Origin of the sequence: Orbus sasakiae, assembly GCF_039542345.1 — a bacterium.
Lineage (GTDB): Bacteria > Pseudomonadota > Gammaproteobacteria > Enterobacterales > Orbaceae > Orbus > Orbus sasakiae.
The window spans coordinates 1,567,689-1,594,482 of the sequence record NZ_BAABHY010000001.1 but is presented as its reverse complement, the minus strand read 5'-3'; the positions used below and the strand labels follow the sequence as shown (position 1 = coordinate 1,594,482).

At 38.2% G+C, this 26,794-nt stretch carries 27 protein-coding genes; 11 read left to right on the top strand and 16 right to left on the bottom strand.

All coding sequences use genetic code 11. From position 1 onward, the window contains the following. Positions 1-15: 15 nt before the first annotated feature. Positions 16-795 carry an outer membrane protein assembly factor BamD gene (gene bamD / locus ABEA36_RS06990; RefSeq protein ID WP_345490278.1) on the bottom strand — a complete coding sequence of 260 codons (780 nt, stop codon included), beginning with the start codon at positions 793-795 and terminating at the stop codon, positions 16-18. Positions 796-970: 175 nt separating this feature from the next. On the opposite strand from bamD, the gene rluD reads away from it, so the two are divergent. Together rluD and pgeF are read left to right on the top strand one after the other, a co-directional pair. After that, positions 971-1,960 (top strand): 23S rRNA pseudouridine(1911/1915/1917) synthase RluD, encoded by a 990-nt coding sequence (rluD, locus tag ABEA36_RS06985; RefSeq protein WP_345490276.1) that lies wholly within the window; start codon positions 971-973, stop codon positions 1,958-1,960. Positions 1,961-1,966: 6 nt separating this feature from the next. Beyond that, positions 1,967-2,698: a peptidoglycan editing factor PgeF gene (gene pgeF / locus ABEA36_RS06980; RefSeq protein ID WP_345490274.1), complete on the top strand. Its 732-nt coding sequence runs from the start codon at positions 1,967-1,969 to the stop codon at positions 2,696-2,698. Positions 2,699-3,223: 525 nt separating this feature from the next. Here the strand turns inward: pgeF and hemW are convergent. From hemW to efpL, 4 genes are read right to left on the bottom strand one after another with little or no spacing between them, the layout of a single operon-like run. Beyond that, positions 3,224-4,351: a radical SAM family heme chaperone HemW gene (gene hemW / locus ABEA36_RS06975; RefSeq protein ID WP_345490272.1), complete on the bottom strand. Its 1,128-nt coding sequence runs from the start codon at positions 4,349-4,351 to the stop codon at positions 3,224-3,226. Between the two features lie 3 nt (positions 4,352-4,354). After that, positions 4,355-5,248 (bottom strand): tRNA 2-thiocytidine(32) synthetase TtcA, encoded by an 894-nt coding sequence (ttcA, locus tag ABEA36_RS06970; protein ID WP_345490270.1) that lies wholly within the window; start codon positions 5,246-5,248, stop codon positions 4,355-4,357. 17 nt (positions 5,249-5,265) lie between these two features. Further along, positions 5,266-5,985 carry a phosphatase PAP2 family protein gene (locus ABEA36_RS06965; protein ID WP_345490268.1) on the bottom strand — a complete coding sequence of 240 codons (720 nt, stop codon included), beginning with the start codon at positions 5,983-5,985 and terminating at the stop codon, positions 5,266-5,268. A 20-nt stretch (positions 5,986-6,005) separates the two neighbouring features. Then, positions 6,006-6,578: an elongation factor P-like protein EfpL gene (gene efpL / locus ABEA36_RS06960; protein WP_345490266.1), complete on the bottom strand. Its 573-nt coding sequence runs from the start codon at positions 6,576-6,578 to the stop codon at positions 6,006-6,008. A 95-nt stretch (positions 6,579-6,673) separates the two neighbouring features. Between efpL and ABEA36_RS06955 the strand changes: the two genes are divergently transcribed. Further along, a complete protein-coding gene (locus tag ABEA36_RS06955; RefSeq protein WP_345490264.1) occupies positions 6,674-6,946 on the top strand; it encodes a YkgJ family cysteine cluster protein in 273 nt (90 codons plus the stop codon). A 95-nt stretch (positions 6,947-7,041) separates the two neighbouring features. Continuing rightward, positions 7,042-8,493, top strand: coding sequence for an amino acid permease (locus ABEA36_RS06950; protein WP_425571875.1), 1,452 nt, complete (start codon positions 7,042-7,044; stop codon positions 8,491-8,493). Between the two features lie 72 nt (positions 8,494-8,565). On the opposite strand, the gene infA is transcribed toward ABEA36_RS06950, so the two are convergent. From infA to ABEA36_RS06930, 4 genes are all read right to left on the bottom strand, one after another. Further along, entirely contained in the window at positions 8,566-8,784 is a 219-nt protein-coding gene (gene infA / locus ABEA36_RS06945; protein ID WP_025315083.1) for a translation initiation factor IF-1, read from the bottom strand. A gap of 290 nt (positions 8,785-9,074) precedes the next feature. Next, the gene (gene idnD / locus ABEA36_RS06940) at positions 9,075-10,124 is read right to left on the bottom strand and encodes an L-idonate 5-dehydrogenase (RefSeq protein WP_345490184.1); all 1,050 of its coding nucleotides are present in this window, start codon (positions 10,122-10,124) and stop codon (positions 9,075-9,077) included. Positions 10,125-10,134: 10 nt separating this feature from the next. Further along, a complete protein-coding gene (locus ABEA36_RS06935) occupies positions 10,135-11,484 on the bottom strand; it encodes an MFS transporter (RefSeq protein ID WP_345490182.1) in 1,350 nt (449 codons plus the stop codon). Positions 11,485-11,543: 59 nt separating this feature from the next. Beyond that, positions 11,544-12,311: an SDR family oxidoreductase gene (locus ABEA36_RS06930; RefSeq protein WP_345490180.1), complete on the bottom strand. Its 768-nt coding sequence runs from the start codon at positions 12,309-12,311 to the stop codon at positions 11,544-11,546. A 244-nt stretch (positions 12,312-12,555) separates the two neighbouring features. Between ABEA36_RS06930 and ABEA36_RS06925 the strand changes: the two genes are divergently transcribed. Both ABEA36_RS06925 and ABEA36_RS06920 read left to right on the top strand, forming a co-directional pair. Further along, positions 12,556-13,257, top strand: coding sequence for a FadR/GntR family transcriptional regulator (locus tag ABEA36_RS06925; protein ID WP_345490178.1), 702 nt, complete (start codon positions 12,556-12,558; stop codon positions 13,255-13,257). A gap of 106 nt (positions 13,258-13,363) precedes the next feature. Then, on the top strand, positions 13,364-14,617 hold the full coding sequence (locus ABEA36_RS06920) for an enolase C-terminal domain-like protein (RefSeq protein ID WP_345490916.1): 1,254 nt from the start codon (positions 13,364-13,366) through the stop codon (positions 14,615-14,617). Positions 14,618-14,664: 47 nt separating this feature from the next. On the opposite strand, the gene prmA is transcribed toward ABEA36_RS06920, so the two are convergent. Genes prmA through ABEA36_RS06905 form a run of 3 tightly spaced genes read right to left on the bottom strand, consistent with a single transcriptional unit; the run spans position 14,665 to position 17,272 of the window. After that, on the bottom strand, positions 14,665-15,549 hold the full coding sequence (prmA, locus tag ABEA36_RS06915) for a 50S ribosomal protein L11 methyltransferase (protein ID WP_345490176.1): 885 nt from the start codon (positions 15,547-15,549) through the stop codon (positions 14,665-14,667). 2 nt (positions 15,550-15,551) lie between these two features. Then, positions 15,552-16,985, bottom strand: coding sequence for a sodium/pantothenate symporter (gene panF / locus ABEA36_RS06910; protein ID WP_345490174.1), 1,434 nt, complete (start codon positions 16,983-16,985; stop codon positions 15,552-15,554). An 8-nt stretch (positions 16,986-16,993) separates the two neighbouring features. Further along, complete coding sequence (locus ABEA36_RS06905) at positions 16,994-17,272, bottom strand: YhdT family protein (protein WP_425571874.1); 279 nt, start codon at positions 17,270-17,272, stop codon at positions 16,994-16,996. Between the two features lie 119 nt (positions 17,273-17,391). Here ABEA36_RS06905 and ABEA36_RS06900 point away from each other — a divergent pair, with 119 nt between their 5' ends. From ABEA36_RS06900 to plsY, 3 genes are all read left to right on the top strand, one after another. After that, positions 17,392-17,592 (top strand): alternative ribosome-rescue factor A, encoded by a 201-nt coding sequence (locus tag ABEA36_RS06900; RefSeq protein WP_345490172.1) that lies wholly within the window; start codon positions 17,392-17,394, stop codon positions 17,590-17,592. 296 nt (positions 17,593-17,888) lie between these two features. Continuing rightward, on the top strand, positions 17,889-20,720 hold the full coding sequence (gene uvrA, locus ABEA36_RS06895; protein ID WP_345490912.1) for an excinuclease ABC subunit UvrA: 2,832 nt from the start codon (positions 17,889-17,891) through the stop codon (positions 20,718-20,720). A 23-nt stretch (positions 20,721-20,743) separates the two neighbouring features. Continuing rightward, the gene (gene plsY, locus ABEA36_RS06890; RefSeq protein ID WP_425571873.1) at positions 20,744-21,334 is read left to right on the top strand and encodes a glycerol-3-phosphate 1-O-acyltransferase PlsY; all 591 of its coding nucleotides are present in this window, start codon (positions 20,744-20,746) and stop codon (positions 21,332-21,334) included. On the opposite strand, the gene ABEA36_RS06885 is transcribed toward plsY, so the two are convergent. Both ABEA36_RS06885 and mtnN read right to left on the bottom strand, forming a co-directional pair. Then, the gene (locus ABEA36_RS06885; protein ID WP_345490170.1) at positions 21,331-21,972 is read right to left on the bottom strand and encodes a TRIC cation channel family protein; all 642 of its coding nucleotides are present in this window, start codon (positions 21,970-21,972) and stop codon (positions 21,331-21,333) included. The two genes, plsY and ABEA36_RS06885, sit on opposite strands and share 4 nt — an antisense overlap. 17 nt (positions 21,973-21,989) lie before the next feature. Beyond that, a complete protein-coding gene (gene mtnN / locus ABEA36_RS06880; protein ID WP_345490168.1) occupies positions 21,990-22,682 on the bottom strand; it encodes a 5'-methylthioadenosine/S-adenosylhomocysteine nucleosidase in 693 nt (230 codons plus the stop codon). A gap of 200 nt (positions 22,683-22,882) precedes the next feature. Here mtnN and ABEA36_RS06875 point away from each other — a divergent pair, with 200 nt between their 5' ends. Continuing rightward, the gene (locus tag ABEA36_RS06875) at positions 22,883-23,653 is read left to right on the top strand and encodes an SDR family oxidoreductase (RefSeq protein WP_345490166.1); all 771 of its coding nucleotides are present in this window, start codon (positions 22,883-22,885) and stop codon (positions 23,651-23,653) included. Positions 23,654-23,693: 40 nt separating this feature from the next. After that, positions 23,694-24,563 carry a co-chaperone YbbN gene (locus ABEA36_RS06870; protein ID WP_345490164.1) on the top strand — a complete coding sequence of 290 codons (870 nt, stop codon included), beginning with the start codon at positions 23,694-23,696 and terminating at the stop codon, positions 24,561-24,563. A gap of 248 nt (positions 24,564-24,811) precedes the next feature. On the opposite strand, the gene map is transcribed toward ABEA36_RS06870, so the two are convergent. Next, entirely contained in the window at positions 24,812-25,603 is a 792-nt protein-coding gene (map, locus tag ABEA36_RS06865) for a type I methionyl aminopeptidase (RefSeq protein ID WP_345490162.1), read from the bottom strand. 238 nt (positions 25,604-25,841) lie between these two features. Further along, positions 25,842-26,792 carry an AEC family transporter gene (locus tag ABEA36_RS06860; protein WP_345490160.1) on the bottom strand — a complete coding sequence of 317 codons (951 nt, stop codon included), beginning with the start codon at positions 26,790-26,792 and terminating at the stop codon, positions 25,842-25,844. Positions 26,793-26,794 lie beyond the last annotated feature (2 nt).

Here is a 26,794-nt window from a genome sequence, read left to right as displayed (position 1 = left end):
TTTAATCGTTATGGTTTAGAAAATCCATAAATAGGGTTTATCTTCATCCATTGGTGTGCTCACGTTATTTAGATTTGCTTCAATTAACTGTGTGGTTTTATCCGCTTCGTCTTTTAGACCTAATTGATTATAAGCATTTCGCATCAAATACAGTGCATGTTTTGTGGCATCTGTATCCGGATAGGTTTTTAGCATTTCGGTCACGCGGTTGATTACAGCAACATATGCACCACGTTTCGTGTAGTATTGCGCCACTTTAAATTGATATTTTGCTAAACGATTTTTTAAGAATATAAGGCGTTTTTCTGCATCATAGCTATAAGGGCTATACGGGTAGCTTGAAATCAAATAGGTAAAGTCTTTAAATGCAGCCTGTGCATAAGAGGCATCACGGTCAGAACGGTCAACATTAAACCATCCTTGAATTTGATTATCGTCTTGCGCCATATTAGCCAGACCACGTAAATAAATTACCCAATCCACATTAGGGTGCGTTGGATTCAATTTAAGAAAACGGTCGATGGAAGCAATTGTCAGTGGCAAATCGGCTGATTTATAATAAGCGTAAATCAAGTTAAGTTGCACTTGCTGTGAATAAGGGCCAAAAGGATAAGCTTTATCCATTTCTTCTAAAATAGTAATACTTGATCGAATATTGCCATTTTGTAATTCTTGCTCTGCTTTGGTGTAGAGTTCTTGTTCTGGTACATTTTCAACATCCGGTTTTGATGAAGTACATGCAATCAACAAACCCGTCATTGCTGCGATAACAGAATATTTAAGATATAATTTCATTCAGTCATTAATCCATTGTTATTTATTTTAAGAATCTTTTTCAAAGCGTTAAATTCAAAACTTTTTACACAAAGAAAGAAAATAAACATTAACCCATTTGAGCGTATATGATACTCTAATTTATTATAGCTTAAAACACTCAAGAGTGAAAACTCCACTTAGTATAGATAATTTTATGTCAGATAATACACTAAAAAATTTAGAATTAACCGCGGATATTGAACATCATCAATTAGGAATGAGATTAGATCAAGCCTTAGCTGAGATCTTTTCACAATATTCACGTTCAAGAATTAAAGATTGGATTGTTAACGGCCATGTAAAAATTAATGGTGTTGTTGTTGATAAGCCAAAGGAAAGGGTACTCGGTGGTGAGCATATTACGCTTAATGCATTAATCGAAGAAGAGACTTACCATCAGGGAGAGCAAATCTCCTTAAATATTGTTTATGAAGATGATGATATTTTAGTCATCAATAAACCGCGCGATTTAGTTGTTCATCCTGGTGCAGGTAATCCTAACGGTACCGTTTTAAATGCATTACTTTACCATTACCCAGATATTGCCAGTGTTCCAAGAGCGGGTATTGTGCACCGATTAGATAAAGATACCACTGGGTTAATGGTGGTGGCTAAAACGATTGAAGCACAAACTCGCCTGGTTGAGTCACTACAACTACGTGAAATCACGCGCGAATATGAAGCAGTAGCTATGGGGATTATGACGGCTGGGGGAACAATTGATAAGCCAATTACTCGTCATCCGACTAAACGTACTCATATGGCCGTGTTCCCAACCGGGAAACCCGCGGTAACACATTACCGTGTGATGGAAAAGTATCGAGCCCACACCCGGTTACGGTTACGACTTGAGACGGGACGTACACACCAAATTCGTGTGCATATGGCTCATATGGCTCATCCATTGGTTGGTGACCAACTTTATGGCGGCAGACCAAGACCACCAAAAGGTGCATCAGAAGAATTTATTCAAACACTACGTGATTTTGATCGCCAAGCACTGCATGCAGCCATGTTAAGATTATTTCATCCGATTACCGGTGAACAAATGGAATGGCATGCCCCCATTCCTGAAGATATGCAGCAATTGATTAAAGTCTTACAAGACGATACTAAACTCTATCAAGATCAAATTGATTGGTAAAATAGTATGAAGGTAATTTCGCCAACTTGGCCTGCACCACACAATATTCGCGCTTTGACCACGACGCGTCAAGGAGGGGTTAGCCAAGTCCCTTTTTCGTCTTTAAATTTAGGTAGCCATGTGGGCGATAACATCCATCATGTTATCGCCAATCGTCAGCGGGTAGTGTGTGCTAATCATTTACCAAAAGATCCGCTATGGTTAAATCAAACTCATAGTACCAAAGTCATCAATTTAAGTGACTATGATTCAACTGATGCTGATGCCAGTTATGTTAATCAAGCTATGACCGTTAGCGTCGTATTAACCGCTGATTGTTTGCCCGTCCTTTTTTGTTCTCTATCAGGCGATGAAGTGGCCTCCGCGCATGCAGGGTGGCGGGGCTTATGTGATGGTATTTTAGAAAATACAGTCAATCATTTCCAATGTGCTCCTTCACAAATTATGGCATGGTTTGGGCCCGCCATTGGTCCACAAAAATTTGAAGTTGGTGCTGAAGTTAAAGCGCAATTTGAAGCACATGATTGCAATGCCTCATTAGCTTTTGATTTAATTGACTGTAAATCACAAAAATATTTAGCAGATCTGTATTTATTAGCACGCCAACGTTTGCAAAAATTAGGTATCACGCAAATTTATGGTGGTGAATATTGTACCTATAGTCAAACTGACCTGTTTTATTCCTATCGACGAGAAAAACAGACCGGCCGCATGGCCTCTATGATTTGGTTTGAATAGCAAATAACGTTATCTTTTTAATATAACATTAATACAAAACGTTACAATCAATGTACTACCAATACTTAATAATGCCATGATAGACATGACGTCAAGCATTTGGTCAAGAGTAGGGGGCTGCAACAGGTCTAAAATAACGACAGACATAAAGTGAATCATCCCGCTTAACATCGACTGTAACCATAAAAATAGGCATCTACTGTATCTTTGTAATAAAAATCCATAAAAAAACCGTGATTAGCGCGGGTATAAACATAAAGATATAAGTCACAGACAGTAAGGACAACATGTTGGTCATTGTGAAATCTACTTGGTAATTATTTGCGATGTCACAATATATGTAAGTGAAAATACAATTAAAAAAGGGAATGGTACATATAAACATCAGTGATAATAAATTACGGTAAATCAGTTATGCATCAATAAGTACCTTATTTTTATCTGTCTTTATATCTTATTGTCATGAATAGCCAAATGATCAATATTTTTTATGTTCAAAGCGTTATGAATTGCTTGTGTTATCAATTATAAAAACAATTCTAACAGCGAATTCAAAAAGAGCTTACCGTGTTTCGTCAGGTACCAATAATCATTATCCTCAGTAATATAGCCTTTTTGTAATGCTAACGAGATCGGCTTATCTAACCGACTTAATGGTAATGAGGTACGTTGTTCAAAACGTGCTTTAGGTGCGGGCTCAAACAATCTGAACTGATTCATAAAGAACTCGAAAGGTAGCTCATCTTGTGGGACTAAATAGGATTTTTCAAGGTAACGACCTTCCATATAACCTTTGGGATGGCGGGTTTTTATTGTCCGTATAATTGAGCCATCTGCTTGGGTTAATTTTCCGTGTGCACCACAGCCAATTCCAAGATAGTCACCAAATTGCCAATAATTGAGATTATGTGCACATTGCATTCCTGTTTTAGCGTATGCTGATGTTTCATATTGGTGATAGCCATGGGCTGTTAATAATTGATCACCCTGTTCATAAATATCCCATAGTAAATCGTCATTAGGTAATATTGGCGGTTTTGAACCAAACAAGGTATTAGGTTCAATGGTTAATTGATACCAAGATAAGTGTGGCGGCGATAAATCTATCGCTTGTTGTAAATCATATAAGGCATCGGCTAGGGATTGATTGGGTAAACCATGCATTAAATCGGTGTTAAAACTGCGTAGAGGCAAGGATTGAGCGAGTTTTGCAGCCTGTATTGCTTCAAGTGGATTATGTATCCGACCCAGTTTAGTGAGTTTATCGGGTTGAAAACTTTGTACTCCAATTGAAATTCGATTGATGCCAGCATGAATGTAGCCAGCAAAATTATCCGCATCAGCTGAATTCGGATTTGCTTCAATAGTTACTTCTGCACCAGGTTCAAAAGGCAAATAAGTTTGAACCTCACTTAATAAGCGCTCAATCAAGGATGCTGAAAATAAACTTGGTGTGCCACCACCAATAAATACTGAATGGATAGGGCGCTGAGCAGTAAGTGGTAAATCGCAGGCAAGATCTGCAAGCAAATGCTCAATATAATGTTCATATTGAGGTGCTTGCTTGATATTATGTGAGTTAAAGTCACAGTAAGGGCATTTTTGCACACACCAAGGCATGTGGATATAAAGACTAAGTGGAATCATACCCATAAATTAGTTAACGTCTTTCCATAAAATGATATCTTGCTCAGCAATATCAGTTGCATCAAAACTATTCAATGGCATGTCTTCCTTATCAAAGGCTATATCCCCGCCATTAACAATCGCATCACCTTTTTGGATTCCTTTGAAATCAAACAGATTGGTATCACATAAGTGAGATAGCGTAATATTTTGTGTCGCACGAAACATTGTCTCGATGCGCCCAGGAAATTTTTTATCCCAATCATTTAACATCTCTTTAATGACTTGACGTTGTAAGTTAGGCTGTGAACCACATAAGTTACATGGAATAATTGGAAAGTTTTTTAATTGTGCGTATTGGGTAATATCTTTTTCTTTACAATAAGCAAGGGGACGAATAACGATATGTTCACCAGTATCATTCATTAATTTTGGTGGCATCGCTTTCATTTTCCCGCCATAAAACATGTTTAGAAACAGTGTTTCTAAGATATCATCACGATGATGGCCTAATGCGATTTTAGTCGCACCAAGTTCTGTTGCTGTGCGATATAAAATACCCCGCCGTAGACGTGAGCATAATGAACACGTTGTTTTTCCTTCTGGAATTTTTTCTTTCACAATACCATATGTATTTTCTTCAACAATTTTATATTCAACACCTAATGATGCCAGATATTCAGGTAAGATATGTTCAGGAAATCCAGGCTGCTTTTGATCAAGATTCACCGCAACGAGATCAAAATGCACAGGGGCACTGATTTTTAAATTGATTAAAATATCAAGTAGGGTATAGCTGTCTTTACCGCCTGACAAACAGACCATGATACGATCACCGTCTTCAATCATATTAAAATCGGCAATGGCTTCACCAACTTGGCGTCTTAAGCGTTTATGTAATTTATTTTGGTTGTAAACTTTCATGTAATTTGATTAACTGATTATGGGGATTTAAAAAAACGTTTAGGCATTAAACGCAGGAGTAAATTAACGATGGTGTCACAAGCAGGGGTCAATAAAAACCAACTCAGTACAAAACTGGTGATGGCAAGTGAGCCAACATAAACATCAGTAAACCAATGTGCACCAGCAATAATACGTGGAGCTGAAAATATCACAACAATTATTGATGCTTGTATAAAGGCTTTTACGCCAAAATAGCGCCACATAAAGGCCGCAAAGATCATCAGCATCATACCATGATCGCCAGGAAAGCTATCACTTGCTGCATCTTTAGTGCCAAAATGCGTCAATTTTGAGATTCGATTAATATGCTCAAACTGTTCAAAATAGAGTGTAGGGCTTTCATGTGCAATGGGAATGAAACGTCCCCATTGTTTGATGACTACCGCGATGATAAGCATCATTAGTCCAATGATGATCATTTTACGCTTACATTCGTTATTTTGCTGACGAAAATAGGTGTAATACAGCAATGCCATAGCTAAAAAAGACACAATGTCAAAACTACGATGATTAGTTATCGCAATCAAGTATAAAAAGATTTGATGGCTACCATCTAAAAATTGATTAAAAAAATGAAAGATGGCCGCATCAATATTAAACCAAAAACCTTGGCGATAAGTATAATATTGACTGACGAGTAATACTACAGCCAATATATTCCAAAGTAGAATCTGCCTTATACGTTTTGTAAGCACGTTATCATTACTCATTAAAATTAATCAGCTCGGCTCATAAAACGACGTTCAGCAACGTGAATTTTAATTTTTTCACCATTATTAATATATTCGGGTACTTGTACTGTCAGACCTGTTGTTAACGTTGCAGGCTTCGTTCGAGCACTCGCTGATGCACCTTTAATTCCCGGATTTGTTTCGACAATGTCAAGTTCTACTGTTTGTGGTAATTCAAGCGCAATGATTTGACCATCAACAGTTAAGACTTGAATGCCAGGAATGCCACCTTCAGGAATAAATAATAACTCGTCTTCAATTTGGTCATGTTTGAAAATATAAGGTGTAAAGTCTTCATCATCCATAAATACATACTCATCACCATCAATGTATGAAAAGGTTACTGCACGACGGTTTAATTCAATGGTCTCTAAAATATCGTCACCTTTAAAACGCTCTTCAACTTTTAAACCTGTTTTTACATCAGCAAAACGCATTTTATACAGTGTACTTGCACCGCGAGCACTTGGACTTTGTACCTCAACGTCTTTTACTAATAATAATTTGCCATTGTAAGCAATTGCATCGCCGCGTTTTACATCATTTGCCTTAGCCATAATTCGTGTTCCAATCAATAATAAAGAAGATAAATAAGCTCGCTATTTTAACGCTAACTTGCTATTGTCACCAGTAAATTTATTTAATTAAGGTGATGATGGTGGATAGCCATTTTGAATGTCGTGCCAATTGTGGAGCGTGTTGTATTGCTCCTTCGATAACCAGTCATATTCCAGGCATGCCAAATGGTAAGCCCGCTAATGTTGCGTGTATCCATCTTAATGAACAAATGCGTTGTGGATTATTTGGCCAATCATCAAGACCCGCTGTTTGTGGTCATCTAAAACCGTGTTTTGAGATGTGTGGAACACATCAACAAGATGCTTTGAACTATTTAAATAATTTGGAAAATTTAACTCGACCGTAAATAATTCTAATAAAAGATAAATTATATTAGAATTATTTATCTACAAAGCTGTTTTTTTTGTTACACTTCGCTAAATTTTATTCTCAATAAAAAATATGACTATGCAAAATAAACTTAAACGTGATCTTAAAGCTCGCCACTTAACGATGATTGCCATCGGTGGTTCTATTGGTACCGGACTTTTTGTCGCCTCTGGTGCAACGGTTGCACAAGCAGGTCCTGCTGGTGCCTTACTCTCTTATGTCATTATCGGTATTATGGTTTACTTCTTAATGACCAGTCTTGGTGAGCTCGCGGCTTATTTGCCTGTATCGGGCACATTTGCGACCTATGGTTCCCGTTATGTCGATGAATCATTTGGCTTCGCGATTGGTTGGAATTATTGGTATAACTGGGCTATTACTGTGGCTGTCGATTTAGTTGCAGCTCAGCTTGTTATCTCTTATTGGTTTGACTCTGGCAGTTACAGCTGGCTGTGGAGTGTATTGTTTCTCACCTTGATTTTTTTACTCAACTATATTTCAGTAAAAGGGTTTGGCGAAGCTGAATTCTGGTTCTCTCTCATCAAAGTGGTGACAGTCATTATCTTTATCGCTGTGGGTTTATTGATGATTATTGGTATCATCCGTGGCGGGGAAGGCGCGGGTTGGCACAATTGGCAAATTGGCGATGCACCATTTGTTGGTGGTTTCTCGTCGATGATTGGGGTGGCAATGATTGTCGGCTTCTCTTTCCAAGGGACTGAGCTGATAGGTATTGCAGCAGGTGAATCGAAAGACCCAGAAAAAAACATCCCTAAATCAATGAAACAAGTCTTTTGGCGAATCTTATTATTTTATGTACTAGCGATTTTTGTTATCAGCCTCATTATCCCTTACACTGATCCGCGTTTATTACGTAATGATGAAACTGATATTAGCTTAAGTCCATTTACACTGGTCTTTCAAAATGCGGGTTTATTGTCAGCCGCGGCATTAATGAATGCGGTTATTTTAACGTCAGTACTTTCTGCAGGTAACTCAGGTTTATATGCCTCAACGCGTATGCTATATGCGTTAGCCAAAGAAGGCAAAGCCCCGAAAATCTTTTCTCGGTTATCCCATTCAGGTGTACCAAGAATGGCATTGATTGCGACGACCTTTGTAGCAATGCTGTGTTTTTTAACCTCGAAATTTGAAGATCAGCAAGTCTATCTTTGGTTACTGAACTTATCAGGCATGACCGGCTTTATTGCATGGTTAGGTATTGCCATTAGCCATTATCGATTCAGAAAAGGGTACATAGCACAAGGATTGAATCTGAATGATTTACCTTATCGTTCAAGTTTATTCCCATTTGGCCCTGTCTTTGCTTTTGTATTATGTTTAACCATAACACTTGGACAAAACTATGCAGCGTTCCTTGAAGATACCATTGATTGGAATGGTGTCATTGCGACTTATATTGGTATTCCGCTATTTTTAATCATTATGTTTAGCTACAAACTGTTGAAGAAAACAAAATGGATTAAATATCAAGATATGGATTTTACACGTATTAAGTACTAAATCTCAGTCAATAAATCCCAGTATCGCGCAATCTTGCGCGATACAACATGACATAATATAGAAAAAATAGAATTAGCGACTACGAAAGATAATGCGGGCTTTAGATAAGTCATATGGAGTCATTTCAACAGTCACTTTATCGCCTGTTAAAATACGGATATAGTTTTTACGCATTTTGCCAGAAATGTGCGCAGTAACGACATGACCGTTTTCTAGTTCTACACGAAACATTGTATTTGGTAATGTATCAAGTATCGTGCCTTGCATTTCAATGTTATCTTCTTTTGCCATTGGGTCCTCGTGATGTTTATTTTTACTAAAAATTGCTAAATTTACCCAAAATAGGAATGTTGACTACCTGAGTATTTACCTATTTTTTAAAATGATAAATTGCGGCAAAATGATGCCGAAAAAATTGTCAGATGTAAAGGAGTTTCTATAATTTTTGACTAAATAAGCGATTATTTCTTTAATCGGGCGGACAATTTTTTACATTATGATTACCGATTACGATAACATTTTAACCAAACGATGAACAGCAAAACCGAATAATTTATTCGGTTTTGCTGATGAAAGGGTTGCTAATCAAAAAACGTTACAATCACTTTCGATGAGATATTTTTGTCTGTGGCTGTGATTAAAGCCTGTTCGACTTGCTGGTAGTCAAATTCACTCGAAATTAACGGTTGTGGATTGATGATTCCTTTTTCCAACCACTTAACTGCAACCGCAAATTCATCGATAAAACGGAACGATCCTTTCCATGTAAGCTCTTTAGCAAGCATTTGTGCGACAGGATACTGTACTGGGCTTGCCCCCATACCAACTTGTACAACGACGCCATTGGCACGTGTGGCGGCAACCGTTGATGCTATCGCTGATGTGGCACCACTTGCTTCAAACGTGACATCAAAGTATCCTTTATTGATTGAAAACGCCTCAAAGGATGCTTCATCTAATGGAGCAATCGCTAGGTCTGCCCCCATGGCGATGGCGATTTTACGGCATCTTTCACTGATGTCGGCAGCAACAATTTCAACGGCACCAGAGGCTTTGGCTGCAGCAATAATTAATCCCCCAATGGGGCCTGCACCAATAACTAATACGCGTTTACCGACTAAACTACCTGCCACATTAACGGCATGAATGGCGACAGTCGTGGGTTCCGTGAATGTCATGATTTGTGCACTCATTCGTTCATCATAAGTAAAACATTGATTTTCAGATACCACTACATATTGAGAAAATCCGCCATGATTATGGGGGTTATATTGTGCACTTCCCATAAAGCGCATATTTGGGCACTGATTTTGCTTTCCTTGCAAACAGAATTCACATTGATTACAAGGTTGTGACGGGTTTATTACTACTTTTTGACCCACTTTTAAATTAGAGCCTGTTGGTGCTTTGGCAATGCTTCCCGTAAACTCATGACAGATAACCATGGGATGTTTTAATACAGATAAACCCGCGTGACCTTCTTGATAATAATGGATATCTGAACCACAAATACCTCCTGCTTCAATTTTAACTAGCACATCATTATCAGTATAAGTCAATTGCCGATCTTCAATTTTAATTGTCTTTTTGCCATGAACAAAACAGGCTTTACACGTTAAAGTATGATTCATGTTTTACTCCTTAATGTGATTGAGTAGCATTATGGGGATTTTGTGGCTCTCTTAGGCTTGGGATATTCATCACTTCAATTTTGCCAACTAAGAACAAATATGCTAAAAATCCCATCAATGACACAGCTGAAATGTAGTACATGGCATATTGAAAGTTATTCGTTTTATGCAAAATGATCCCAATAATAATCGGCGAAACAATACCTGATAAATTACCAAAAACATTAAGGAATCCCCCTATCGTACCAATGATTTTACGGGGTATAACATCACTACATACTACCCAACCTAAGTTAGAAAACGCATTCGCAAAGAAGGCAATGGATAAGATAGCAATGGCAATGGCGGGTTGATCTTCAAAAAAGTTAACAAAACACATGATAGTGGTGACCAGTAAACCTGACATTACCGGTAACTTTCGAGCAAATGTTTTAGAATAATTTTTCTTGATTAGCATGTCACTAAGTACACCACTGCATAATACACCTGCCATCGCCATCAAATAGGGAAACATGGCACCAAATCCCGCATTAGAAATTGATAAATTTAGTCCTTTTTCCAAATAGACAATAAACCAGGTTAAAAAGAAGTATAAGGTCGATGAGGCCGCAAATTGAGCAATAAATAATCCCCACATAGTGCGTTGACGTAATACATAGAAAATGTCACTCCAAACGACTTTTTCAGCTTTACCTGTATGCTTATTCTGATCAAATCCTCCTCCTGCTTTAATATAGTCGAGTTCTGCTTGATTGGTTTTTTTGCTTTCATAAGGTTCTCGGTATTTGATTAACCAAACGATACCAAACAAAATGCCAACGCCACCTGAGACATAAAAAGACATCTCCCATCCATAATTAGCAACAATAAGTGCAAGTACAGGTGTTAAAGTCGCTAAACCAATATATTGTCCGCTTGAATAAATAGCAGTAGCGCGTGCGCGTTCTTGTGATGGGAACCACGTCGCAATAATTTTTGTATTAGATGGAAAAGAGGGGGCTTCGGCGATACCAATTAAACCCCGACATACCATTAGCATTGCAAATGATGCGGTTACTGTCGTGAACCAATGATATGACGCTAATCCCATTAAGAATGTAAATACGCTCCACAATATAATCGCACCGCCATAAAGCTTTCTAATACCAATTCTATCTAAAATATAGCCTACAGGAATCTGGCTGATAGCATAAGTCCATGTAAACATTGAAAACAACCAGCCTAATTGTGTTGCTGAAAATCCAAAATCATTTTGTATATTCGAGCCAGCTACAGCTAGGTTAGCGCGATCGATATAGTTAATTGCTGTGACGATAAATAACATCGCTAAGATCATAAAACGTGTTTTAGTCGGTTTCATATTGAATATCTCGTTGAATTATTAGTTATTTAAATATAGTGTGTTGGGCTGATGGTGAGCTATAAAACAGCCAGCCACCCCCCGTCAACGTAAATTACTTGTCCATTAATATAATCTGACGCGGGGGCAGCAAGGAAAATCGCTGTACCAATGAGTTCTTCCGTTTTTCCCCAACGCTTGGTCGGATTACTATTTTTGACCCAAGTATCAAAGGCGTGGTCGTTAATTAAAGCTTCATTCATGTCGGTAAGGATATAGCCAGGACCGATCGCGTTCGCCTGAATATGGTATTGAGCCCACTCGGCGGACATTGATTTCGTTAACATTTTTACCCCACCTTTTGCTGCGGTATAAGGCGCTACAGTTGGGCGTGCTTGCTCACTGGTTAATGAACAGATATTGATAAACTTACCGCCGGATTGACGTTTTATCATCCTTTTAGCGGCTTCACGTGACACTAAAAATGTGCCAGTGAGATGGACATCAAGTACGCGTTGCCAATCTTTCAATTCAAGTTCGACCATGGGTTGGCGATGCTGAATACCAGCATTGTTGACGACAATATCAATGGTGACGCCGGCTTGATCCATTTGCTTAAACACGTCAATAATCTGTGTCTCGTTTGCAACATCAAAAACGTATCCGGTTGCATGATAACCTTGTGAGGTTAATGTCTCGATTGCGGTTTGTAGCGTTTCATGATGCGTACCGTTTAATACAACTGATGCACCAGCAGAGGCAAGCCCTTGCGCGTAGGCAAAGCCAAGACCTCGACTTGACCCTGTTATCAACGCTGTTTTACCCGAGAGATCAAATAATTTATGCATAATCTATGTATCCTTTTTATCAACATGAATGATGTTATTAAGATAGTATAACTAGTTGTATGACAACATATGTGTTAATTAGAATCCGTGTCTTTAAGATTAAAATCAATGAATAAAATCTATTTTTGTGATCTTGATAACACAAATATTTGAGATCAAAATAGGCGTATAAGGCTAAATGGGTTGATAAAGCGGGTTAAATCAGTTGTAATATATCTATGTAGTCACGACTTAGAATATGTAGATGACAATACAAACTATCACAAAAAGTAATATTGTTGATGCCGTGTATCAACAGATGTTAAATAAAATTCTAGATAACAGTTGGTCATCTGGAAGTAAGTTACCTTCAGAATTTGAACTCACTGAGCTATTTAATGTTAGCCGTACGAGTGTTCGTAGTGCAGTACAAAAATTACGAGATTTGGGGATTATTTATACCAGACATGGTATGGGCTCATTTGTCTCTGAAAATCTCGATAAAGATAAGATTTTAAATAAAAATCAACCAATTATGCATTTAAGTCAAGATGAGTTTATGGACATGATGATTTTTAGGCAAACCGTTGAATTTAAATGTATTGAGTTGGCGGCAGAAAGAGCTAATGAGCAAGATATTGAGGCAATAGAAGAAGCCTTAAACCGAATGCTAGTCAGTAAAAATGACTATAAAAAATATACACAAGCCGATTTAGACTTCCATATTGCGGTTGCGGCGGCATCACACAATAAGATTTTTATTAAGATCCTTCATGATATTAAAGATATGTATTATTTTTACTTAGAGGAACTTAATCGGGTCTTGGGGATTACGTTAGAAAGTATTGATGCACATATCAAAATCTATATGTCGATTAAAGACCATGATGTTGAAACGGCTAAACGTTCTCTCGATAGTGCCATGAAAACCAATATTATTGCGATTGAAAAATTAAAAGACGAATAACAAAAATGTTTAAATAATTGTTGCATACTTTATTCGGATAGTGCTATTTTTAATTATAGAAATATGATGTCATACAACCTAATGAGTTAAATCGTATCGATTGGAGATTTTTATGATAAAAATAACAAATGTGAAGACCATTTTAACTGCCCCTGGCGGCATTGATTTGGTTGTCGTCAAAGTAGAGACAAACCAAGATGGTTTATATGGTTTGGGATGTGCAACATTTACACAACGTATTTTTGCTGTTGAAGCTGCAATTAACGACTATATGAAACCTTTTGTCATTGGCAAAGATCCCCGTCGAATTGAAGACATTTGGCAATCAGCGGTAGTCAGTGGCTATTGGCGTAATGGTCCGGTGATGAATAATGCTGTGTCAGCGATAGATATGGCGTTATGGGATATCAAAGGTAAAATGGCCGGTATGCCAGTCTATGATTTACTCGGTGGAAAATGCCGAGATGGTGTTCCATTATATCGTCATTGTGATGGCGGCGATGCGATTGCTGCTGAAGATAATATTCGAGCTGCAATGGAGGAGGGATACCAATATGTTCGCTGTCAAATGGGGATGTACGGTGGTGCTGGCACAGAAGATCTAAAACTGATTAATACACAATACGATAAAGCAAAAAGCATTCATCCAAAACGTTCGCCTCGACATAAAACACCCGGTATCTATTTTGATCCAGATGCTTATGCACGCAGTATTCCGAAATTCTTTGATCATTTACGTAATAAAATCGGTTTTGATGTCGAATTTATTCACGATATTCATGAACGCATTCAACCTGTTGCAGCAATGCAAATGGCAAAGAGTCTTGAAGATTATCGTCTATTTTATTTAGAAGATCCGGTGGCCCCAGAGAATGTTGATTTTCTAAAAATTATGCGTCAACAAACATCGACGCCAATTGCAATGGGCGAATTATTTGTCCATGTTGCTGAATATAAACACCTTATTACCCATCATTTAATTGATTTTATTCGTTGCCATATTAGCATGATTGGCGGCATAACGCCCGCTAAAAAACTTGCAAACTTGTGTGAGTATCATGGTGTGCGTACTGCTTGGCATGGACCAGGCGATATCTCACCAATCGGTGTTGTGGCCAATATGCATATCGATATGAGTATTACTAATTTAGGGGTGCAAGAGTATACCCCGATGAACAGTGCACTTCATGAAGTATTCCCGGGCTGTCCTGAGATTGAACAGGGTTACGCTTATCTTAATGATAAACCGGGGCTGGGCATTGATATTGATGAGCAAAAGGCGAAAAAATTCCCAATAACAGGGGGATTACCTTCTTGGACGAATGCCAGAACACCTGATGGAACGGCGTCACGGCCATAAAACCTGACATGGCAAAATAGCCCGGGATTACCGGGCTACATCTTACATTAAGCGTGTTTTTTACCGGTAATACGGCACCATTCTTCTTGTGTGACAACGGGATCAAGGTCAAAATGAGCTTGATAAGCATCACAAACACTCTCGGATTGACTTTCTAAAATACCGGACAACCCTAATAATCCTGCCGGTTTGACCAAAACACGAATATGAGGTTCTAACTCTCTTAGTGGACCCGCTAAAATATTTGCTACCACCACATCTGCCAATAAATTATCGGGAATATCTTTGGCTAAATACAGGGCTAATTGATCGCTTACATGGTTACGTTGTGCATTATCACGGCTAGCTTGTAAGGCTTGTGGATCAATATCAATCCCTATTGCTGCTTTTGCACCAAGCTTAAGTGCTGCAATGGCCAAAATACCTGAGCCACATCCATAATCAATAACAGTTTTACCCACTAAGTCTAAACCATCGAGCCATTGTAAACATAATGATGTGGTTGGGTGTGTCCCTGTACCAAATGCAAGACCCGGATCAAGCATAACATTGACAGCATGAGGATCGGGGATTTCTCGCCAACTTGGGCAAATCCAAAGGCGTTTACCAAATTGCATTGGATGAAAATTATCCATCCATTCACGTTCCCAGTCTTTGTCTTCTAACTGCTCAATTTTATAGTTTAGCGTGTTGGCAAATAGCGGTGATGCTTGTAAGAAATTAATCAGCTGCGCAGTCTCGGTGTCTGCTTCATACAAACCAATGACATCGGTATTACCCCATAAACGTGTTTCGCCGGGCAGCGGTTCAAAAACAGGTGTGTCATACGTATCTTGAAATGTGACTGAAACCGCGCCACTTTCTTCAAGTAAATCACTAATTTGTTCAGCAAGTTGATTAGTGGTATTAATTTTAAGTTGAATCCAAGGCATCATTAATCCTTATGTTGTAAATGCTGGCCAAACGGGTTAGCGACTAAAAAGGCGACTAAGCCAAGTATTAATGCTGGCACAATCGGGTGAAAATCAAATAATTTAATATTATAGCTGGCAAGTAATGCATAACAGACTGCGCCAAGGACCATTGAACTTAAGGCACCATATGCATTGGCTTTTTTCCAATATAGGCCTAAAACCAGTGGCCATAAAAAAACGGCCTCAAGTCCACCAAATGCCAGTAAGTTGAGCCATATCACCATGTCTGGTGGGTTCCACGCTGCAATAATTAATAATGCTCCAAAGATAAATGTGATCAACACAGACAGTCGAGTTAGGGCTTTATCGTGTTTTTTTGCTTCAGGTTTTATTGATAAAAAGAGATCTTTAATAATAACAGAAGACACCTGCAAGAGTTGGGCATTAATTGTCGACATAATGGCCGCTAGAGGGGCTGCTAAAAAAATACCCGCCGCAATGGGGGGCATGACCGTCACAATCAAATTGGGTACGACTTGATCAGGAATCGTCAAGTTAGGTAAAATAGCGCGACCGAGTGCGCCGGATAAATGCATCGTAAACATTATGACGGTAACAATAACGGTACCAATAAGAATGCCACGATGTACGGCTTTACTGTCTTTATATGCCATACACCTGACGGCGGTATGTGGTAATCCAACAACGCCAAAACAGACTAAAATCCAAAATGAAGTCATAAAGGGAAAGTCCATAAAGTTATTCGGACCTTCTGGTGTTAAAAGCGCAGGATCAATCTGTCTCATCGAATCCATAATATGCGCGATACCTCCGCCCGCATAAATGACAGCTACTAATAAAATTATTGCGCCGATGAGCATAATTAGCCCTTGAAACGCATCATTCAAAATCCCCGCTCTAAAACCGCCAAATGCAGTATAAATTACGGTACCGACACCAAAAATAATTAATCCATAGCCATAGGGTAAACCGACGGAAGACTCTAATAAGCGAGCGCCACCAATAAATTGTACGGTCATTGCTCCAATAAAAGCAATCACAATAGCAATACTTGCAAACCAAACGATTAAGCGGCTTTTATAATGCGCATATAGCATATCACTTAGGGTAATGGCATTGTATTTGCGAGCCAAAATAGCGAATTTTTTACCCAGTATCCCAAGTGAGAGTAACACGGTTGGAACCTGAATCATGGCTAATAATACCCAACCAAGACCAAATTTATATGCCGCGCCTGGCCCACCAATAAATGAGCTTGCACTAATATAAGTCGCGGCAAGTGTCATGGCGAGTAAAAATCCCCCCATGGTACGATTACCAATAAAATAATCCGTAAACTGATTGGTTTTTTTACGTTTGAGATAAGCATAAGCCGATATCGCAAACACCAATACTAAATACAGGACTAATGGAATGATAATATCAGTGTGCATAATTGATTTTACTCATGAGGTGGTATTGATTGAGGACTTTCCAGTGGAATGTCTTTAAATTGATATTTAACAATAAAATAGCAAGCGATAATAAATCCAATGGGGGCGAATAGACATGATAATTCGAACCAAGCCGGAAAGCCAAGTAACCCGGCTTGATCTCCTAATAAATAGGCAAAGGCAATCCAAAAAATAAGGTAAAGCAGCGTCAAATATAATGATAATCGCGCTTCTTTATTTGCTTGTCGATAACGTTTATCCATTGCAATAAATATTCTGTTGGTCATTGAGGTCGTTAGAGTAAAATAAACCACCTAAATAATCAAGCCAGTTATTGGGCTGTTAGCATTTGCGCTTTTTGTTAAGGCGAGTATAATTTAAGCGATATTAACAATCGGAGGTCAATATGACAAAATATCAACACAAAAGAGGTACGATTCGTGATAATGCCTTAGCCGCATTGATGAATGATCCACTGTTCAAACAACGTATTGAGAAAAACTTAAAAGGTAAAGGCAGTTTCCAACGCAAAGCAAAACATTGCAAACTGCGTTATCAGGGCGCAGATAAGAATGGTCTAACAAGTCTATTGTTATCTGCGCTTTGAGATTAAGCGTGTTTTTACACTATAATCATACCTTACGACAATAATTTAACGAATCCATTTACGATTTACTTCATTTTTTCTTACTTTATTGGAATTAACAATAAATTAGATTGATTTTTACGATATTAGCCCCTATATGATAGTTATCATGGGCTTAATGGGCTATTGTACCTTTCACAACAATTCACATATTTAATATATTTACGCTTAAAATACTGATATAATATACAGTTCATTGTTGGGTGTCTGGCCCAAAGCTGTTTACTAAAACACCAATTAAGAAGAGATACATGTCAATTAAAAATATTGAAATTCGTGGTGCTCGTACTCACAATCTCAAAAATATTAATGTTACTATTCCACGCGATAAATTAGTTGTTATTACTGGCATTTCAGGTTCAGGTAAATCATCGTTGGCATTTGATACTTTATACGCAGAAGGACAACGACGGTATGTTGAGTCATTATCTGCCTATGCGCGTCAATTTTTATCATTAATGGAAAAACCAGATGTCGATCATATTGAAGGATTGTCACCTGCGATTTCGATTGAACAAAAATCCACTTCGCATAATCCGCGTTCGACAGTGGGTACGATTACAGAAATTTATGACTACTTACGTTTACTTTATGCTCGCATTGGTGAGCCACGTTGTCCTACCCATCACCTACCATTAGCCGCTCAAACCGTATCGCAAATGGTTGATTCAATTATGGCGTTACCGGATGAACATCGCTATATGCTACTTGCACCGGTTGTAACAGAACGGAAAGGTGAGTTTGTTAAACTGTTTGAACAGTTAGCGGCAAGCGGTTATATCCGTGTCCGTGTGGATGGTGATATTTATGATTTGTCTGATCCTCCCGTATTAGAATTACAGAAAAAACACACAATTGAAGTGGTTGTTGATCGTTTCCGAATCCGTGACGATCTTAAACTGCGTCTGGCTGAATCCATTGAAACAGCATTATCCATCACAAATGGGATTATTAAAGTTGCAAACTTGGATGATCCTAGCAGTCAAGAAATCCTGTTTTCGGCTAATTTTGCGTGTCCAATTTGTGGTTACAGTTTGTCAGAATTAGAACCTCGGTTATTTTCTTTTAATAATCCAGCAGGTGCCTGCCCTGAATGTGATGGTTTAGGCGTACAACAATATTTTGATGAAAACCGCGTTGTACAGATGCCTGATGTTTCGCTTGCTGCTGGCGCAATCAAGGGGTGGGATCGTCGCAATTTTTATTATTTTCAAATGCTAAAATCATTAGCTGAACACTACAAATTTGATATTGATTTACCATTTGAACAGTTACCCGATAACGTTAAAGAGATTATTTTACATGGTTCGGGTGATGAAGAGATTCAATTTGTTTATACCAACGATCGTGGTGATTCGGTGAAACGTAAGCATCCGTTTGAAGGTATTTTAAATAATTTGAATCGACGTTACAAAGAGACTGATTCACAAACAATTCGTGAAGAGTTAGCCAAGTTTATCAGCAATCGCGCGTGCCCAAGTTGTCATGGTTCAAGGTTACGCATCGAAGCTCGTAATGTGTTTGTAAATGATACGAATTTACCGACTATTTCGGAATTGAGTATTCAAAATGCGAAACACTTTTTTGATGGTTTAACGTTAACAGGTCAACGAGCACAAATTGCTGAAAAAATCTTAAAAGAGATTAATGAACGGCTACAGTTTTTAATTAATGTGGGACTAAACTACTTAAATCTATCTCGTTCAGCAGAAACCCTATCAGGTGGTGAAGCTCAGCGTATTCGACTTGCAAGTCAAATTGGTGCAGGTCTAGTCGGAGTGATGTATGTGCTTGATGAACCATCTATTGGTTTGCATCAACGTGATAATTCAAAACTGATTGATACCTTAACCCACTTACGTGATTTAGGTAATACGGTGATTGTGGTTGAACATGATGAAGAAGCCATCTTAGCCGCCGATTACCTCATTGATATCGGACCTGGAGCGGGTGTTCATGGTGGTTCAATTGTGGCACAAGGCACACCTGCACAGGTTATGAAAAATAAAGATTCATTGACCGGTCGTTACTTGTCGGGTAAAGAGCAAATTGATATTCCGGCTAAGCGTACCAAAATGGATAAGAAGAAATTATTATCATTAATTGGTGCAACTGGTAATAACTTAAAAAATGTGACGTTGAATATACCGGTAGGTCTATTTACCTGTATTACAGGGGTATCTGGATCCGGTAAATCTACCTTAATTAATGATACACTTTATCCTTTGGCACAAAACGAATTAAATCGTGCTGAAAAAAGTGATATTGCGCCGTATAAAGCGATCAAAGGCCTTGAACATTTTGATAAAGTAATCGCGATTGATCAAAGTCCAATTGGACGAACACCGCGTTCTAATCCTGCAACGTATACTGGTTTTTTCACTTCTATTCGTGAACTTTATGCAGGCGTACCAGAAGCAAGAGCCCGTGGTTATAATCCGGGACGATTCAGCTTTAATGTTAAAGGTGGACGGTGTGAAGCGTGTCAAGGTGATGGTCTAATCAAAGTCGAAATGCACTTTTTGCCAGATATCTATGTGCCTTGTGATCAGTGTCATGGCAAACGTTATAATCGTGAAACGTTAGACATCAAATATAAGGGTAAAGCGATTAATGAAATATTGGATATGACGGTGGAAGAAGGGCGCGAGTTTTTCGAAGCGGTACCAATGATTTCACGTAAATTACAAACATTAGTCGATGTTGGTTTATCGTATATTACTATTGGTCAGTCGGCAACAACCCTATCTGGCGGTGAAGCTCAACGTGTTAAATTAGCTAAAGAGCTGTCTAAACGTGATACTGGCAACACACTTTATATTTTAGATGAGCCAACAACGGGTCTCCATTTTGCTGATGTAAAACAATTATTAAACCAATTGCATCTTTTACGAGATCGCGGTAACACTGTTGTTGTGATTGAACATAATCTTGACGTGGTTAAAACAGCTGACTGGATTGTTGATCTCGGTCCAGAAGGCGGAAGCGGCGGCGGTGAAATCATTGCTGAAGGAACCCCAGAAGATGTTGTAAAATGCAAACGCTCGTATACAGGAATCTATTTAAAACCTATACTAGGGAAAAAATAGAAACTCGATAAGAGGGTAACTTGTTGCAAATTACAGTTATGTTGCTAGTCGCTTATTTTAGCGGCTCATTATCAGGTGCCGTTATTTTTAGTAAAATACTGCACGTGCGTAATCCCAGTGATTATGGTTCTCATAATCCTGGGGCAACGAATATGCTGCGAGTTAATGGGATATTACCGGCACTCTGTGTTTTAATCTTTGATATGTTAAAAGGTCTAATTCCGGTCTATATCTCTTACCGTTTAGGCATTTCTCCCTTTTTTCTCGGGATTATTGCGATCGGTGCTTGTCTTGGGCACATATTTCCTTGTTTCTTCCATTTTCGCGGTGGCAAAGGTGTTGCTACCGCGTTAGGATCAATGGTCATGATTGGTTTTGACTTTTCCGGTCTATTCATGGCTACTTGGTTAATCGTGGTATGCGTTACCGGGTATGCATCGGTAGGCGCCATCGTGAGTTTCCTACTAGCGCCATTATTTGTTTGGTTTATTAAACCCGAACTGACCATGCCTGTTGCGATGCTATCTTGCTTAATTATTGTACGTCATAGCAGCAATATTCAGCGACTAATTAAAGGTGAAGAACCTAAAGTTATTCGTAAAAAACGTGATTAATTTTTCGGTAAACAACTGTTTTTAGCAACCACTGCGGGCAACTTTAAATGCCAGTAAATGGCAGATAAGCGAATCGTCAATGTCACAATAATCCCCAATAATGTTGCAATATCAAGTGGAATATTAAAATACAAATAAGATGTGACATGGACTGAACCTCCAATTAAACAGGCGGTAGCATAAATATCGGTTCTAAATACCATGGGAATATCACGAGCGAGCACATCGCGTAAAATACCGCCACCCACTCCCGTTAAAACCCCCATACAAGTCATTACCAAGCCATTAACATCAGAGGCTGCAGCCTTATTGACACCGATACCAACAAAAACAGCTAAACCAATTGCATCAAGTACTGGTAGCCACCATTTGGGGTATTTTTCCATTGACGAATAACGAATAAATAGCATCGCAATTAATGAGCTCAGTATCGCAATCCACAGATCGGTCGAATCAGTGATCCAAAATATGGGGCCATGGTTTAAGATAATATCTCGGATTGTTCCGCCACCAAGTGCCGTAATAACCCCTAAAACTAATGCACCAATTGAATCCATCTCTTTTTTGGAGGCCAGTAATACACCTGAGATTGCAAATACAATTGTACCTAAAATATCACACCAAAATATGTAGTTCATCGTTGACTCGAATGACGTTACTTAAGTTTTTTCAACATTGCTTCAACTATGCTTGAAGACTGTTTAGCGGCTAATGGCAAGAACTCTTCAAAACTGATTGCAGATGATTTATCACCATTATCGGAGATAGCTCTAACTACAACAAATGGGATACTAAAGATCCAGCACACATGAGCAATTGCGGCTGCTTCCATTTCGACAGCAATGGTATCGGGGAACTGACTTTTAATCATTTTTAATGAGGAGTCACTATTGATAAAGGCATCACCGCTTGCTATAACCCCTTCGACAAAGTTTGCACCTTGTTCAACAATTGTATTGCGTGCAACTTCACGTAGATTTTTATCGGCTTGGAATGAGATAGGGCAGCCAGCCATTTGACCCGGTTCATAACCAAAAGCGGTTAGATTCACATCATGATAAAGGGATTGTGTTGAAATTACGATATCACCAATGTTCAAACGTTTATCAAGTCCGCCAGCAGAGCCTGTATTGATCACCGCATCCACGTCAAAGCGGCTCAATAAAAGTGTGGTACCCGTGGCCGCAGCAACTTTACCAATGCCTGATTGTAATAAAACAACATCACAACCTTGAATTTGACCTGAATAAAAATTAATGCCTAAAATATTATCTACTTGGCAATCGGTAATTTTATTTTTTAAAATAGCAACTTCTTCTTCCATTGCGGCAATAATGGCAATTCGCATAATCATGGTCCTAAAAAAATAGATTTATCAAATGGTTAATTTAATATGATACACATTAATTGATAGCCAGTATGATAAGTTTAATAGTGAGTGATTACAATATGATATTGGCAATTTTTATTCGATAGCAGCTAATGGATAGGCATATTACAAATAATTCCTTATACTAATTGTTAATAGAGAGTAAAACGGGGTTTAACGTGAAATCAATTTTTATAACGGGCTGTTCAAGTGGTATTGGACTATTAGCCGCTAATGCACTAAAAGCCAGAGGCTATCGTGTCATCACTTCATGCCGTAAGCAACAAGATTATGATAAGTTAGTTGAATTAGGCTTTGAAGCCGTCTTACTTGATTTAGATGATGCCAATTCAGTTGAACAAGCGGCCAAACAGGTTTTGGCATTAACTAACAATAGACTGTATGCATTATTTAATAATGCGGGTTTTGGTGTGTATGGCAAATTAGCAAGTATCAGTCGTCAACAACTTGAAGCTCAGTTTTCGACCAATTTTTTTGCCGTTCATCAATTAACGCATCTGCTATTACCCGCCATTAAAAATCATGGTGGTGGACGGATCATCCAAACCAGTTCAATTGTTGGCATTATTGCCACACCCGGTCGAGGTGCATACAGTGCTAGCAAATACGCACTTGAAGCTTGGTCAGATGTATTAAGGTTGGAGTTGGCTGACACTGATATTAAAGTGTGTTTAATTGAGCCCGGTCCATTAAAAACACAATTTTCAACTAATGTACAACAGGCTGAGCAAAATCACGTGGTAAAAAATCCACCGATTGCTAAACGTTTTACCTTACCACCAGAGGCGATTTTACCTAAGTTATATCATGCACTTGAAAGCCGTCATCCTAAAGTTCGTTATCGTGTGACATTAGTAACAACATTGGCAGCTATTGCAAAACGCATTTTACCAGATAAATTAATGGATAAAATCTTAGCCAATAAATAATATAGCCAAGCGATCACGTTTTAGTTAATAGGGAAAATATATGCAAAACCAATTTATTGTTGATATTAATGAACAGAATATTCAAACCGTATTACAGCAATCCACTGAACTGCCAGTGCTTTTCTATTTCTGGTCAGAAAGGAGTCCACATTGTCAAGAATTAACCGTAACACTGGATCGAATTGCCCGTGAATATAATGGTAAATTTATCTTAGCAAAATTAAATTGTGATGAGCAGCAAATGCTTGCTGGACAATTTGGCTTAAGAGCAATTCCAACGGTATATTTATTCCAAAATGGTCAACCCGTGGATGGTTTTCAAGGTCCACAACCTGAAGCGACAATTAAAGCATTACTTGAAAAAGTACTCCCTAATGAAGATGAGCTTAAATTGCTGGATGCTAAAAAATTACTGGAAGAGGCGAATTATTCTGATGCATTACCGTTATTAAAACATTGCTGGACTCATTTAAAAGATCATTTAGGCAAGCCACGTAGTGATATCGGTCTCTTGTTAGCAAAAGCACTCATTGCATCAAAACAGCTTGATGAAGCGAAAACCACATTAGCCACCATTCCGTTACAAGATCAAGATTCAACGTTTCATGGTTTAAATGCTGAGATTGAACTGTTAGAACAAGCTGCAAATTCACCCGAAATTCAGCAACTACAAAATGCATTACACAATGATCCAACTAATTTTGAGTTAATGATTCAATTAGCATCACAGTTAATGCAAGTTGGTCGTCAGGAAGACGCTTTAGAACTGATTTTTAAACCATTGAGTAAAGATCTGAATGCGGGTGATGGGCAATTGAAAAAAGCGCTACTTGATATGTTGGCTGCATTAGGGACAAGTCATCCACTTGCAGCAAGTTATCGACGTAAACTTTATACTTTATTATACTAAACGCTGTTATGACGAAAATATTTTGGATGTTATGCGTTTTTAAATTTAGTGAACTTAATCAGCATTAATTCTCAGGCTGTTTATCAGCTAAGCGGTAATGCTTTGTCGCTAAAACGAGAGATTCAACGCAATAAAATTGATGAATGTAATCAAAAGCAAGCGACGAAAAAACATTGTTCGTCTAATCGATAGCGATTTAATCGTGAGTCATTCAGCATAATGTGACATTATGCTGAATGATAATGAGACTATTTATGTTCAATTGTTCTTGGAAAATCTTCGTTTGAACGAAGGGTCAAAATTTCAACGCCATGATCAGTGACTAAAATCGTGTGTTCATACTGGGCAGATAACCCATGATCTTTTGTCTTCACTGTCCAACCATCTTTCATAGTGCGGGTACGCCAGTCACCTGTATTGACCATTGGCTCAATAGTAAATGTCATACCAGACTTTAATATAACGCCACCATCATCAGCATCATAATGTAATACCTGCGGTTCATCATGATATACTTCACCAATACCATGACCACAATATTCACGTACACTAGAAAAACCAAATGATTCAACGTACTTTTGAATGGTTTTACCAATTTCTCGTAGACGAATACCCGGTTTAATGATTTTAATCGCTTCATAGAGACTTTGCTGGGTAACATCACAAAGACGCTGTCCTGTAACGGTTGGTTTACCCGCAATATACATTTGCGAGTTATCACCATGATAACCATCTTTTATCACCGTTACATCGATATTTAAAATATCACCGTCTTTAAGATACTTTTCAAAGTTAGGAATACCATGACACACAACATCATTGATTGAGATGCAGGTGGTGTGTTGGAAACCATGATAACCAATATTTGCTGGAACTGCTTTTTGCACATTAACAATATAATCATGACAAATTTTGTCTAATTCACCTGTTGAAATGCCCGGTTTCACATGTGGTGCGATCATTTCGAGTACGTCTGCGGCTAACTTGCCAGCGACTCGCATTTTTTCAATTTCATCTGCAGTTTTAATTCTTATAGCCATTCGATCCGTCCTAAAATCAATAAACTTACCTATTCTAACATAAAGCTTATCGTGGATAAATTGATTGTATTGATTGATGATATTTTCATTGTCGGAGCATGACGTATCTATCTGTCATATCGATTAGGAAGTGATGATGATAGCCCCGCTGTTTTGGTAATATCATTAAATTAAAACGGCATATAATATGCCGTTGTTTACACATCATCCTGGTAAAGCGAAGCAAAAGCGTGTTTACTTATAAATGCGTTAAAACCGTCAAAATAAATGGCGTAGTTATTGATGATAATATTGTTGAAATCAGTAAACTTGACGCGATTTGAGCTTGTAACAAATTAAATTGCCTTGACATAATATAACAGTTAATCGCAATTGATATCGAACCAAGCAATACCACAACATAAGTTTCAAGCGTCGGTAAGTTTAGGAGTTTTGCCAATAGATAAATAACAAAAGGAAGCACGACTAATTTAATTAAACAGATCGTCGAACTCAGCCGCCAGCCATCACGAATCCTATATTCAGCCAGCCCCATTCCCAATACGATTAATGATAACGGTGCAGCCATATCACCTATCATTTTGGTCGATTGGCTAACAAATGAGGGCATTGGTAAACCGACATAATTCACCAATAAGCCCGTTAAAATACCTAAAATAACTGGATTTTTTAAAATACTTTTTGAGGCCTTTGTAATGCTTTTACTTGTGAGTTTACCAATTTGGGCAAATTCAATTGAGATTGTCGCCAAAGTCCATAGTATTAATGCACTAAAAGCCACCACCAATGCGACACTTGGTACAGCATGATCTCCCAACAAGGCTCTTACAATTGGTAGGCCAACAAACACATTATTACTGTATATTCCTCCCATGGCGAACATGGTACCTGTTGAACCATCAAGTTTGAAACATTTGGCTGCAATAATCCGTCCAAGTAAAAACACCAAGAAGGTGCCACCAAAAAATGCAAACAATAATCGATAATCCGCGCTTGGTTGTTCCGAAAAATGACTCATAATGTGGAATAACATAATCGGTATGGCAACAGAGAAAGTGAATTTGGTTAATCCGTCAGTGACTGATTTTGGCCATTTAAAGATCTTTATGAGTAAAAAACCGAGCAATATTAAGATAAAAAGCGGTAACGTTGCTAAAAATTGAACGGCTAATGTTTGCAAAAATTCCATAG